Below are 12608 nucleotides of genomic sequence, written 5' to 3' on the forward strand. Positions count from 1 at the left end.
GTAACGAAGAGGCGTGATAAACGCCTTTTTGTGTAACGAAGGAATAAATATGAACTTTTTATCGATTACAGATGTGTCATTAAAGAACAAAAAAGTCTTGATGAGAGTGGACTTCAACGTTCCTGTTAAGGATGGAAAAGTAACGAGTTTTGTACGTATTGATGCAGCACTTAAGACGATTGAATATGCACTAAAGGAAGGTGCAGCTGTTATTTTAATGTCACACTTAGGTCGCCCTGTTGAAGGGGAGTATAACGATGAGTTTTCATTGCTCCCTATAGCGAAATGTTTAACAGAAAAACTCAACCGGTCGGTTGAGCTTGTGAAAGACTATTTAAATGGCGTACAAGTTCAGCCTGGTCAAGTAATAATGTGTGAAAATGTACGTTTTAACAAAGGTGAAAATAAATCAGATGAAGGATTATCGCAAAAGTTAGCAAAATTATGTGATGTGTTTGTAATGGATGCCTTTGCAACGGCGCATCGCGCGCAAGCATCAACTTATGGTGTGGCAAAATATGCACCAGTTGCTTGTGCAGGGTTACTGTTAACAGAAGAGTTAAATGCACTTAAAGCTACATTAAAAGATCCGAAAAAACCACTACTTGCAATTGTCGGTGGTTCCAAGGTTTCAACCAAGTTGACTGTACTTGAAAATCTTATTGACCAAGTCGATCAACTTATTGTGGGTGGCGGAATTGCCAATACTTTTTTGGTAGCAGCTGGTTTTAATGTTGGTAATTCTTTAATTGAAGCAGATTTGATTGATACGGCTCGTAGTTTACTTGAGAAGGCTAAACAAAAAGGTGCCGATATTCCACTTCCTATCGATGTTAGAGTTGCTTGCACCTTTGATGAGAAAGCAAAAGTAGAAATTAAAACTGTTGAATCAATTGAGCCAAATGACATAATTTTAGATATTGGTCCGATGACTGAGAATAAACTCTCTCAAATAATTTCCAATGCAAATACTATTTTATGGAATGGTCCAGTTGGGGTATTTGAGTTTGATAATTTTGCTAAAGGCACTCAAGCGATTGCCAATGCAATTGCTCAATCAAAGGCATTTTCAGTGGCTGGAGGCGGGGATACTATTGCAGCAATTGAGAAATTTAATATTAAAAATGATATTTCTTATATTTCAACTGCTGGAGGTGCTTTCCTTGAGTTTATTGAAGGAAAAATCTTACCTGGTGTTGAAGTGTTATGTGAACGTGCACAAGAGGTAAAAGTATGAGAAGAACAAAAATCTTAGCAACGATTGGACCTGCCAGTGAGTCAAAAGAAATGCTAAGTAAAATGGTGGACGCGGGATTAAATGCGGTACGTTGCAATTTCTCACATGGTAGCGCAGATGATCATCGTAAACGTGTGCAATTGATTCGTGAAGTGGCTAAAGAAAAAGGGATACATATTGGAATTCTAGCAGATTTGCAAGGTCCTAAAATTCGTGTAGCTAAGTTCAAAGATAGTAAAATTACACTTAAAACAGGTGATAATTTTGTGCTTGATGCTGAAATGGATAAAACGCAAGGTGATGAAAAAGCTGTTGGTATTGATTATAAAGAGCTACCAAATGATGTTAAAAAGGGAGATATTTTACTTTTAGACGATGGCAAAATTGTGTTGACTGTTGTTAAGGTAGAAAGTGCTAAAGTGCATTGCAAAGTTACAGTAGGTGGTAAGCTATCTAACAATAAAGGGATTAATAAAAAAGGTGGTGGTTTAACTGCCCCTGCTTTAACGGAAAAGGATAAAGAAGATATTAAAACCGCAGCAGCACTTGAAGTGGACTATATTGCTGTATCCTTTCCAAGAGATGCTAAAGACATGGAGTACGCACGTAAGCTCCTGACTGAGGCAGGTAGTGAAGCAGCTATTGTTGCTAAAATTGAACGTACTGAAGCGGTAAAAAATATAGAGGAAATTATTAAAGCTTCTGATGCAATTATGGTGGCAAGAGGGGATTTGGCAGTTGAAATTGGGGATGAGAACGTTCCTGCTGTACAAAAAATGATTATCCGCTTAACGCGTGAATTGGATAAGGTGGTGATTACAGCAACACAAATGATGGAGTCGATGATTACAAGTTCAACACCTACACGTGCCGAAGTATCTGATGTTGCCAATGCCGTATTAGATGGTACGGATGTGGTGATGCTCTCGGCAGAGTCTGCTACAGGTGAATATCCAGTTGAAACAGTTGCAGCAATGTCACGTGTTTGCAAAGCTGCTGAGAACAGTAATTTAGTCCACATTGTCTCTAAAGATAACGTTGCACGTCACCATAATCGTGTTGATGAGGCTGTTGCTAACGCTGCTGTATATTTAGCTAATAATGTTGATGCTAAAGCAATTATTTCATTGACAGAGTCAGGTTCAACAGCGCTTTGGATGTCACGCATTAACACTCATTTGCCGATTTATGGTTTATCACGTAATCGGGCAACTTTAGGTAAAATGACGCTTTATCGTGGTGTGATTCCAATTGAGTTTGATTCAACTCGGATGGCGCGCTTCTATGTTAATCGTGAAGCTTCTCTTGAGTTAGAAAAACGTGGTATTGTCAAGCAAGGTGAGTGGATGGTTCTCACCAGTGGTGATCATATGGGTGTTCATGGTGGGACCAACAAAATCAAAGTAATTCAAGCTGGAAACGTAGTGTAAGGAATAAAAATGGCATTAGTATCGTTACGTCAACTATTAGATCATGCAGCGGAACATAGTTATGGCATCCCTGCATTTAATGTAAATAATCTAGAACAAATTCGTGCTGTGATGGAGGCTGCAAACAAGGTGAAAGCGCCTGTTATTTTGCAAGCCTCAGCAGGAGCAAGAAAATACGCTGGAGCCCCATTTATTCGCCATTTAGTATTAGCGGCAATTGAGGAGTATACATATATTCCAATTTGTATGCACCAAGATCATGGAACTTCTCCTGATGTATGTCAGCGTTCTATTCAATTAGGTTTTTCATCAGTGATGATGGATGGGTCATTAAAATCAGATGGCAAGACACCTGCTAGTTATGATTACAATGTTGATGTCACTAAGCGTACAGTCGAAATGGCACATGCTTGTGGTGTATCTGTAGAAGGGGAATTAGGTTGTTTAGGTTCATTAGAAACAGGGCAAGCAGGTGAAGAAGATGGTGTGGGTGCAGAAGGTATACTTTCTCATGATCAGTTATTAACTGATCCAGAGGAAGCTGCGGAATTTGTTAAAGCAACCAAAGTAGACGCGTTGGCAATTGCGATTGGCACAAGTCATGGTGCATATAAGTTTACTAAGCCGCCTACAGGTGATGTATTAGCTATTGCAAGGGTGAAAGAGATTCATGCACGTATTCCAGATACACACCTTGTTATGCATGGTTCGTCTTCTGTGCCGCAAGATTGGTTACAAGTCATTAACGAGTTTGGTGGAGAGATGGGTGAAACTTATGGCGTTCCTGTGTCTGAAATTGTTGAAGCGATTAAATATGGTGTGCGAAAGGTTAATATTGACACTGATTTACGTATGGCTGCAACTGGGGCGATTCGTCGTTTTATGGCGACTCATCGCGCTGAATTTGATCCACGTAAATATAATTTAGTAGCAAAAGATGCAATGCGTGATATTTGTCAAGCGCGTTATGAGGCTTTCGGGGCCGCCGGGATGGCCGATAAAATTAAACCTATTTCACTTGAAAATATGTATCAAAAGTACCAATCAGGTGTACTAGGTCCGCGTATTAAATAACATAAGCATCAACTAAAAATACTCAAATTAGCGTTAGTAGTTTTGCACTTTTTAAAAGTAAAAAACTTTAAACTGCTTAAAAATACTCCTTATTCGTAACGGATGAAGTTACTTAGGATTTGAGTTGATTTCTTAAATCTATAAAAGTGCAGACTTAAAGCGTTGCCAACGGCTATTAAAAAGTGAGTTTTGTTTAAATATTCGCTCATTGAAATAGTCTAATGTATGATCGATTTCAGCAAACTCATTACATAAGAGTGCAACGTCTCCACCTGCGTTAAAAAAGGCTTTGCATGAGTCTAGCTGAGTTGCTGTTAGACTTGATGCCGCAAACATTCCAAAATCATCGCTAAATATAATGCCATCAAATTGCAATCTACCGCGAAGGTAGTCCGTTAACCAAAAGTAAGACATAGAGGCAATTTGGGTATCAACGTTAGGGTAATGAAGATGACCAACCATTATACTGTCTGCTTTTTTGTGATCAATAAGCTTAATAAAGGGATAAAGATCAGTATTTTCAATGTCAATTAAGTTACGCATGTCTACGACTATCTCAAAGTGAGAGTCAGCTATAAGGCTACCATGACCTGGAAAGTGTTTTAATACAGAAGTTAACTTATATTGATGCATTAAATTGATGTATTGAGTAGCCAGTGTTACAACTTGCTGTGGATCGTTAGAAAATGCACGTTTATTGATAACTCTACTTTGTGGATGATAAAGGTCAACGATGGGAGTAAAACTGTAATCTACACCATGTGATTTTAGCTCTAGAGCAAGCGTTGCAACATGTTCTTTTATGCTCTTAGGACAATTACTTTGGCTTAAGTCATATAGAGAAGGCAGTTCTGTGAAGCCATCCGTTCTGAATCTTTGGACACGACCACCTTCTTGATCTGCACTAATGAGTAAGTCATGACGTACATTTTTAATACTTCTGGTAAGTGCTTTTAGTTGGGTACTATCAATGAAATTGCGTGTAAATAGAATCACCCCAACAACGTGAGGATTTTTTAGGCGCACCATATCAGCCGCATTTAAGGTGAGTCCTTCAATTCCGATGATAAACCGTGGGTAAAACATGTGCTATGGATTGCTGTTGATTGCCGTATTATCACTAGCGTGATCATTGTTAGTCGTTTGAGTGAGTTCATCCGATTGAGTCGATTGGTCGGTAGTTAGATTTGCAGTGACTTTTTGTTGCTGTGCTGTTGTGGTGGGTGATGGTAAAGTAATAACGCTTTGCTTTAAGGCGTTTGCCTTTTCTTGTAAGTATAAGCCGTATACAGTATAAGCTAAAAAACCAATTAAAATTAAAATGGCTAGTCGATTAATGTAGTCAAAAACTTTCATTTTTCCTCTGCTTGAGTGCTTATAATCTAGGTAGTCAATATAATTTAAGATATTGATGATTTTTCTTTCCTGCATACCTAAGCACTCGGCATATTTTCGGTAGTAGTTTTTTAAGGATTGAGTTGGTAAATTTAGGCTGAATAAGTCTTCGCTATCTTCAAGCATATGAATCGTTTGTGCGGTAAAACTCATCTTAGTGGCAATGACTTCTACTGTAAGTTTTTGCTTTTCGCGTAGTTGTTTGAGTTGTTGCTGAAAGCTGTACATTAAGCTTTATTCATATTTTAGAGCCTTAATGTAATGAAGTATAATCAACTGGTTTAGTTGCATCAATGCTTTTATACCTGATGTTTTATTTATATACTCTCGTAAAAAATAATAATGACCTGTTCTCTCACTGAAGCAAGGATCCTAATTTAATTAAAAACATTGTAATTTTTAGAGTTTAAGTAAAGTTTTTGGTTATGATGCTATTGTTATTAGATGTTAAATCAATTAATCTTTAGCTGGATATTAACCAACAGCATAAAGAATGTTTCAATATAGGGGGGAACTTATGGCTGCTACAATGCATTATAAATTGAAACCGGACGATCAATCTGCGAGAACTTTTCCATTGCGTGAGGTGGTACGTAAACGCGTACAACATTACTATAGAATGGTAAGTCAAGAAGGTTTAAGACCAGAAGAAGTTTATAAACTCATTATGGAAGAAACCGAGTGTCCAATGATTGAAGCAACGATGGATTTCACAGGTCACAACCAAAGTCGTTCCGCAAGAATTCTAGGACTTAATCGCGGAACTTTTCGTAAAAAGCTAGAACAATATAACATACTTAATGAAAAGGCTGATGCGCCCTTAAAATAGACTACTCGTGATCAATAACTCTACCTTTTTGTGCATTTTCAGAAAAGGTAGAGTTTTCTTTAAGTGCTTGTTGTCTTTTAAAAATATCACGAATGCGCTTTTTAGCAATTAATCCATAAATGACAAAGCATATTCCTAAAAAAACAAACAATGGTAACAGCAAAATGCAGATGGTGATAAGAAACACAAGGTGAGCAAGGGTTAATTTTTTCATTTAAAGCTGATTTTATCTTGATTGGATGGGTTAAACTATATACAAACAAGTTGCTTTTAACTAGAGTTTATACCATAAAAATATTACTTCTTATGTACAACAATATCCCAGACATTATGCTTAAGTGCTTGACCACGCTTTTCGAACTTGGTGATTGGTCGTGAATTAGGTCGTGTTGCAAAACCATTGTGATCATTTTTAAGCTCATTATCTTTTGTAAAAAGTTCAAGCACCTCATCTGCATATTGTTGCCAGTCGGTGGCAAAATGAATAAAACCATCTGTTTTTAATTTTCGAACTAAAAGTTTGATAAAATCAGCGTTGACTAAACGTCGCTTGTGATGGCGTTTCTTATGCCATGGGTCAGGAAAGAAAATTTGGACACCTGTTAGGCTATTATCAGCAATCATTTTATGAAGTACCTCTACCGCGTCATGCTGCATGATACGGAGGTTAGAAAGGTTGTTGTTATGGATATGATCAAGTATATTACCAACGCCTGGCTCATGAACTTCTATACCAAGGAAATTGGTAGTTGGTGTCTCTTTAGCCATTTTTACTAAGCTGTCACCCATCCCAAAACCAATTTCAAGCACAAGCGCTTGAGATGTGGCATAGTACTGATTAAAATCTGTGACTAAGTCACAAAAATTGATTTTATAGGATGTAGCATATTCATTAAGTGCGTACTGTTGGCGAGTGGTTGTACGACCTGCACGTTTGACAAAGCTTTTGATCGTGCGCATGTGTTTGATGGGTGTATTGTCAGTCATCTAATCAAAGTGTTTTGTTTTACTAAAAAATCGTATAGTAAAGTTTGGCGTCAAAAAGTGCAACCTAATCAAGAGTGAATTGGAATCTATTTGGAAGGAGTGTATTTAAAATGATTCTATGTTTGCTTTACAAGCTTATTATTAGAGATAATACGAAGTAGGAGTCATGACAGAGAAAATTAAAATTAATTTGGAGTGGTAGTACAATCTGCCGAACGATAGTAATGGTCAATATAAGTATCCAGATCGCAGCAATCAGCTTGTTCAAGTTCTAACTGTTTTTGAATAGAATCTTGTGCTTGATCATGAAATGCTTTTTTCTCTATTTCGTTTAGTTGAATGGACTTTAAATTTTGAGTATGGGTTTGTGATAAATCTAAAATAGTACCCAAATAATCTGTTTCTCTAAACTTCATTACTTGAGCGGATGGCGTTTTATTACTATCTTCAATTTTTCCCAACTGGGTAGCAACTGCTTGCTCATAATCATTACCCATTTGTTGAGCAATTTTGGCAATCAGCTCCAATTGCCTTATTCCCATTTCTTTGAGTAAGGTAGTATTGTTGTGAGTATCTGTAAGTGTAAGATTTGGATAACGACCTTTTTCAACCACTTGGTTGAAATTGTATTTATTACGAACAATTTCACTTTGAGCATAGTGCTTAGTTGGTTGCATTAGGCAGGTTAACAATAGCGCCTCAATGAAGTGAGCTGTTGGTTTATCGATTCCAAGCGAATTAAAAGGGTTCACATCCAGTACACGTACTTCTAAATAACGCACGCCGCGATTCAATAATGCACATGCTGGACGCTCACAACGCTTGACAATTTGTTTTGGACGAATGGCGTTATAGTATTCATTTTCAATTTGTAAAATGCTGGTATTGAGTTGTTGGCGGAGATGATTTTGATCATAAAGACCGATTTTTTCAAAGTCAGGATAAGTTTGTTTAGTTGCGCCTATTAAGTCATAAACATAGTCTTTAAGGTTATTGTATGAAATAAACAAATTTTTCTGTGCATTGCTTTGATACCCAAGGTTACTCATTCTTAAGCTTGTTGTATATTCCCCAATATAAAAATCTTTATTGAGTTCTTGTAGGTAATTGGGCTTATTCTTAACAGATGTTTTTGCACAAATGGGTGAGCTACCAAATAAATAAGGTAATAGCCACATAAAGTCAAAATAATGATTAATCGCAGAAAAATACAGCTGATCATGGCTAAGTTTTCTTTGTGCGGAGAGCTCAGTAAGTAAATCAAGGTCATAGGAAAAATTATAATGAACACCAGAAATGGTTTGCATGATTTTACCATAGCGCTTGGCAAGCCCTCGTCGATAGACTTCTTTCATTTTTCCTGAATTTGAAGTACCAAAGTTGGCTATGTGGATCTTATTTTCTGTCATTATAAGTGGCATGCTGGTACTAAGCAAAAGCTCATCTTCGGGTAAGTTCTGAGTGCAAAAAGCAGAAATACTTTGCAAGCGATTGAGTGTTTTATCAATGCTATCAAAAGGCTCGGTGATCAGCTCTAATAAACTTTCAGCAAAATCAACGGTGATATTAGAGTGAGTGAGTTTTGAACCTAGAGACTTTGGGTGAGGTGATAGTGCTATTGCCCCATTTTTTAAAATGCGCAAGCCTTCGCGTTCAATGCCACGCTTGTGGACATAACCATTTAAGTTTAAAGTCATTTTTATGCTGTTGTTATAATCGTATTCTTTGCAGTGTACGAAAAAATACTGCTGCTGACTAGCCCTACTCTATGCTAACAGAGTAAGAAAGTTGCGTTTTACGTTTTTGAATTTTGGATATTGTTAATCAATGCTAAACCAATTGCACCAAGTCCAAGCAATACCATCATAAGCACACTCAACCCATAAACAGGATGGATGTGGACTAAAGTTAAGGCAACAAGAGGAGCGGCCCCACTTAAACCGTTACCAATACTATAGGCAAATGCACATCCTGTAGTTCTCCATTCACTATCAAAAGCTTCGGCAAAAAGAGGAGATATAGCACCTTGGATGGCAGTCATAAAGAGTGTAAAAACAGTCAAAGCAAGAAATACCCACATTGGTTCGTTAGTTTGAATAAGGGAAATCATGGGAATGACGCTTATAAAAAACAAGGTTGCCGTGGTATAGAATAGTTGCTTAGCACCAATCCTATCAGCAAACTGCCCAAACATTGGATAAAGCAAACAAGCAAAAATTAAAGAGAAGCTGTTAATTAAGAAAGCAGTCTGTTCAGATACATTAAGCTCAGTAGTTTGATAATTAAGTAAATAGGTAAAAACAATGTAATAAAGTGATGCTGCCATAGTGGTAAGTAAAGTTACTGCAATGATGGCTTTGTATTGTTGCACTAACCACACAAAAACATTTTGCTTATGCTTTTTTTTGTGTACATCTGGATAACTTTCATGTCTGTTGAGAAAGAGGTAAATTAAGAACAAGAACCCGCTTAGTGCAAAAGGGACACGCCAAATAAATTGAGCTTCTTGGTGTGAGAATAAACTTGAAGAGACAAAACCTACAACAGAAGCGAGAAGAAAGCCTAAGGAGGAAATCGAAAAAACCAATCCTACAGCAAATCCTTTATCAGCATGATGATCTTTTACCGATAAGGAAATAAGTCCTGGAAATTGACCACCAACTGATAGACCTTGAATAATACGCAAAGTTACAAGAAAAATGGGCGCCAAGATACCAATCGTTTGATAATCTGGTAAAAGTGCGACAATAAAAGTTGAAATACCCATGGCGATCACACATAAGTTAATCATCATCTTTGGGTGATAGCGATCACTTAGCCATCCTACTAATAATCCACCCACTGGACGTGCAACAGAGCCAAGAAAAAAAGTGGCAAAGGTTAACAATAAACTCACATATGGATTTTGGCTAGGGAAAAAATCTTTTGCAATATAGACAGAAAAGTAGATATAAAGTGAGAAGTCGTACCATTCGATGATATTACCAAAGGACAATCGCGCAAAACTGACCAGCGATGGTTTTTTCATTTTAAAATGTAAGTTTGGTATGTCCAATGCTTTACAAGGGTGACATAGATTATTTGAAAATCCAAGAATAATGTTTGATTTATTTGGATCGGAACGAAAAATCTGTTTTAACGTTGGGTACCCATCATGAATTATTGTGTTGTGTTTATTAGCGAAGTAGTTTTTAGTGGTGTTGATTTTATAGATTGACCTCAGTTTAAGAGTTTTTATAGCTGCCGTAGCAATCTATCGTTATAATGCAGCGATTACTAATAAAGAAATGGCACAATAGCTGTCAATGGATACTATACATTACTTAATCGATTTTGTATTAAACCTAAACGCTCATATGAATATCCTAGTCAATAGTTTTGGTTTATGGACATATGCTTTATTGTTTTTAATTATATTTTGTGAAACGGGACTTGTTATCATGCCATTTTTACCTGGAGATTCACTTTTATTTGCAATTGGTATCATCACTGCCACTACAAGTCTTAATGTTCATTTAATGGTGTTTGTGCTTGCTTTTGCTGCTATTCTTGGTGACAATCTCAACTACTGGATAGGACATTTATTTGGTGAAAAGTTATTTAAGCCAGATGCTAAAATTTTAAAGACTTCACATTTAGAGAAAACCCATCAATTCTTTGAAAAATATGGTGCTAAAGCCATTATTATTGCCCGTTTTGTCCCTATAATACGCACATTTACCCCCTTTGCTGCGGGGATGGGAGAGATGCCTTATCGTCGTTTTATTATATTAAGTGTTATTGCTGCTTTTATTTGGGTTGGTTCTATTACTTATTTGGGCTATTTCTTTAGTAATATCCCATTTATGCAAGAGAATTTCAGCTACCTTGTTGTTATAATCATTTTAGTTTCTATCACACCTCTAATTATTGAAATTATTAAAAAAAGATGCATACTAAAAAAACAAGGTAAAGAGAAAAGTTAATCTATAATCATCGCAATTAATCACCAAAACCAACGTTCTGAACAACCTAGAAAAAGGGGTAAATTACTTGAAAAGCACCGATTGATCATGCAGAATTCTCCTAGTTTAAATTTATATTTGATTTCACCATGAACTTATTTAGTCGATTCAAACGTAATCATCACGAAAAAATTAAACGATCTGAAACCTCTTTACTCTCTTCTGATCAACAACAAAAAGAAGACTCGGTTGACACCCTTGATACGGTAAACAAGTATACTATTACTGAAATTTCTACTCTTCCAGAAGAAACAACTTCAGCTCCAAGCAACGCCGAAAAGCGTGGTCTGCTCTCACGTTTAAAAGAGGGGCTTAAAAAGACACGTGTCAAACTTGGTAGCGGTATAGGCGATTTATTACTGGGAAAGAAAATCATTGATGATGATTTAATTGATAATATAGAAATGCAGCTTTTAACTGCTGATGTTGGTATTGAAGCAACTCAAGAAATTATCGAAACCGTGCGTAGCAAAGTCAACCGTAATGAGTTACAAACGATGGAAGCTCTTACCGAGCTATTAAAAGAAAAGTTAAGAGAAATTCTAATACTATCGGAAAGATCACTTGTCATTGATAGTCGACATAAGCCTTACGTCATTCTAATGATTGGAATTAATGGAGCTGGTAAAACAACCACAATTGGTAAATTGGCCAAGCGATTCCAAAACGAAGGCAAATCGGTGATGCTTGCAGCAGGTGATACATTTAGAGCTGCTGCGGTAGAGCAACTCCAAGTATGGGGTGATCGCAATAATATTGCTGTGATTGCCCAACATACAGGTGCTGATAGTGCTTCTGTTATTTATGACGCTGTACAAGCTGCTAAATCACGCCATATTGATATTGTAATTGCTGATACTGCTGGGCGGTTACATAATAAAGGTAACTTGATGGAAGAGCTTAAAAAAGTAGCACGCGTAATGAAAAAGTTAGATGATGACGCTCCTCATGAAGTTATGCTTGTACTGGACTCAGGCACAGGTCAAAATGCAATTATGCAAGCACAAGAATTCAACAAAACCATTCCAGTAACAGGTATTGCTCTAACGAAAATGGATGGTACTGCCAAGGGTGGAGTGATCTTTGCAATTGCTAAAAAGCTTGGCTTACCCATTCGTTTCATTGGCATCGGCGAGAAAATTGATGATCTTCGCATCTTCAATGCAAATGACTTTATTGATGCACTCTTTAGCAAAGATTAGACTCTGTGAGTACATGGATTTGCTCATTTTGCAATCGGTTAAATATTTATAAAAATCATAGACCTTTAAATGTTGGACCCTGAAACCTGGAATTTAAGTGATGAAGAAGTGATCCAATAAATCACATAATTTTATGGTAACATAGAGGATTTAAAACTAGACCTGTTGGTGTGGTGGAGAAAAACCTATATCAATAGCCTTTTTTTTGAAATGTAGTCCCTCAACGCACGTATCTTAACACTGGTCCTAATTACTAGAAAAATTTGAACGATGCACAACAAAAGTTATTTTTTTGAACTATGAAGCATCTGAAAATAATAGAATTCCTTCCAAACCGTATTTAATCTAGCAAAATAGCTATTTAAAAATTAAAGGTGGATATGATCAATGAGATGGGAAACGATAAACAAGTTAGCAGCAGATGAGTTTCGTCGTTTAACAGGTGTAAAA

At 36.7% G+C, this 12608-nt stretch carries 12 protein-coding genes; 6 read left to right on the forward strand and 6 right to left on the reverse strand.

The window, feature by feature from the left end; all coding sequences use genetic code 11:
• The first annotated feature begins 49 nt into the window (after positions 1-49).
• From M1V25_RS07455 to fba, 3 genes are read left to right on the forward strand one after another with little or no spacing between them, the layout of a single operon-like run.
• On the forward strand, positions 50-1237 hold the full coding sequence (locus M1V25_RS07455) for a phosphoglycerate kinase (RefSeq protein WP_116964026.1): 1188 nt from the start codon (positions 50-52) through the stop codon (positions 1235-1237).
• Positions 1234-2667 carry a pyruvate kinase gene (pyk, locus tag M1V25_RS07460; RefSeq protein ID WP_116964025.1) on the forward strand — a complete coding sequence of 478 codons (1434 nt, stop codon included), beginning with the start codon at positions 1234-1236 and terminating at the stop codon, positions 2665-2667. The genes M1V25_RS07455 and pyk overlap by 4 nt, the downstream gene beginning before the upstream one ends.
• Positions 2668-2676: 9 nt before the next feature.
• Complete coding sequence (gene fba / locus M1V25_RS07465) at positions 2677-3741, forward strand: class II fructose-bisphosphate aldolase (protein ID WP_498842881.1); 1065 nt, start codon at positions 2677-2679, stop codon at positions 3739-3741.
• A gap of 138 nt (positions 3742-3879) precedes the next feature.
• Here the strand turns inward: fba and nagZ are convergent, their stop codons facing one another.
• Positions 3880-4827 (reverse strand): beta-N-acetylhexosaminidase, encoded by a 948-nt coding sequence (gene nagZ / locus M1V25_RS07470; protein WP_116964023.1) that lies wholly within the window; start codon positions 4825-4827, stop codon positions 3880-3882.
• Positions 4828-4830: 3 nt separating this feature from the next.
• The gene (locus M1V25_RS07475) at positions 4831-5364 is read right to left on the reverse strand and encodes a helix-turn-helix domain-containing protein (protein ID WP_116964022.1); all 534 of its coding nucleotides are present in this window, start codon (positions 5362-5364) and stop codon (positions 4831-4833) included.
• 289 nt (positions 5365-5653) lie between these two features.
• Here M1V25_RS07475 and M1V25_RS07480 point away from each other — a divergent pair, with 289 nt between their 5' ends.
• Positions 5654-5965, forward strand: a complete 312-nt coding sequence (locus tag M1V25_RS07480) for a helix-turn-helix domain-containing protein (RefSeq protein ID WP_116964021.1) — start codon at positions 5654-5656, stop codon at positions 5963-5965.
• Between the two features lies 1 nt (position 5966).
• Here M1V25_RS07480 and M1V25_RS07485 read toward each other — a convergent pair whose 3' ends face one another.
• From M1V25_RS07485 to M1V25_RS07500, 4 genes are all read right to left on the reverse strand, one after another.
• On the reverse strand, positions 5967-6179 hold the full coding sequence (locus M1V25_RS07485; RefSeq protein ID WP_116964020.1) for a hypothetical protein: 213 nt from the start codon (positions 6177-6179) through the stop codon (positions 5967-5969).
• Positions 6180-6262: 83 nt separating this feature from the next.
• On the reverse strand, positions 6263-6952 hold the full coding sequence (gene trmB / locus M1V25_RS07490) for a tRNA (guanosine(46)-N7)-methyltransferase TrmB (RefSeq protein WP_498842882.1): 690 nt from the start codon (positions 6950-6952) through the stop codon (positions 6263-6265).
• Positions 6953-7137: 185 nt separating this feature from the next.
• Complete coding sequence (gene gshA, locus M1V25_RS07495; RefSeq protein ID WP_239986756.1) at positions 7138-8649, reverse strand: glutamate--cysteine ligase; 1512 nt, start codon at positions 8647-8649, stop codon at positions 7138-7140.
• Positions 8650-8747: 98 nt separating this feature from the next.
• A complete protein-coding gene (locus M1V25_RS07500) occupies positions 8748-9980 on the reverse strand; it encodes an MFS transporter (RefSeq protein ID WP_498842883.1) in 1233 nt (410 codons plus the stop codon).
• Positions 9981-10257: 277 nt separating this feature from the next.
• On the opposite strand from M1V25_RS07500, the gene M1V25_RS07505 reads away from it, so the two are divergent.
• Together M1V25_RS07505 and ftsY are read left to right on the forward strand one after the other, a co-directional pair.
• A complete protein-coding gene (locus tag M1V25_RS07505; protein WP_116964016.1) occupies positions 10258-10917 on the forward strand; it encodes a DedA family protein in 660 nt (219 codons plus the stop codon).
• Positions 10918-11045: 128 nt separating this feature from the next.
• Positions 11046-12158: a signal recognition particle-docking protein FtsY gene (ftsY, locus tag M1V25_RS07510; RefSeq protein ID WP_116964015.1), complete on the forward strand. Its 1113-nt coding sequence runs from the start codon at positions 11046-11048 to the stop codon at positions 12156-12158.
• Positions 12159-12608: the final 450 nt, after the last annotated feature.

Origin of the sequence: Candidatus Nebulibacter yamunensis (genome assembly GCF_024208055.1) — a bacterium.
GTDB classification, from domain to species: domain Bacteria; phylum Pseudomonadota; class Gammaproteobacteria; order Francisellales; family Francisellaceae; genus Caedibacter; species Caedibacter lacustris.

What these genes read in the sequence shown, in the direction of transcription:
- M1V25_RS07455 (WP_116964026.1), top strand. Translation starts at nt 50, where the DNA reads ATGAACTTTTTATCGATTACAGATGTGTCATTAAAGAACAAAAAAGTC.
- pyk (WP_116964025.1), top strand. Translation starts at nt 1,234, where the DNA reads ATGAGAAGAACAAAAATCTTAGCAACGATTGGACCTGCCAGTGAGTCA.
- fba (WP_498842881.1), top strand. Translation starts at nt 2,677, where the DNA reads ATGGCATTAGTATCGTTACGTCAACTATTAGATCATGCAGCGGAACAT.
- nagZ (WP_116964023.1), bottom strand. Translation starts at nt 4,827, where the DNA reads ATGTTTTACCCACGGTTTATCATCGGAATTGAAGGACTCACCTTAAAT.
- M1V25_RS07475 (WP_116964022.1), bottom strand. Translation starts at nt 5,364, where the DNA reads ATGTACAGCTTTCAGCAACAACTCAAACAACTACGCGAAAAGCAAAAA.
- M1V25_RS07480 (WP_116964021.1), top strand. Translation starts at nt 5,654, where the DNA reads ATGGCTGCTACAATGCATTATAAATTGAAACCGGACGATCAATCTGCG.
- M1V25_RS07485 (WP_116964020.1), bottom strand. Translation starts at nt 6,179, where the DNA reads ATGAAAAAATTAACCCTTGCTCACCTTGTGTTTCTTATCACCATCTGC.
- trmB (WP_498842882.1), bottom strand. Translation starts at nt 6,952, where the DNA reads ATGACTGACAATACACCCATCAAACACATGCGCACGATCAAAAGCTTT.
- gshA (WP_239986756.1), bottom strand. Translation starts at nt 8,649, where the DNA reads ATGACTTTAAACTTAAATGGTTATGTCCACAAGCGTGGCATTGAACGC.
- M1V25_RS07500 (WP_498842883.1), bottom strand. Translation starts at nt 9,980, where the DNA reads ATGAAAAAACCATCGCTGGTCAGTTTTGCGCGATTGTCCTTTGGTAAT.
- M1V25_RS07505 (WP_116964016.1), top strand. Translation starts at nt 10,258, where the DNA reads ATGGATACTATACATTACTTAATCGATTTTGTATTAAACCTAAACGCT.
- ftsY (WP_116964015.1), top strand. Translation starts at nt 11,046, where the DNA reads ATGAACTTATTTAGTCGATTCAAACGTAATCATCACGAAAAAATTAAA.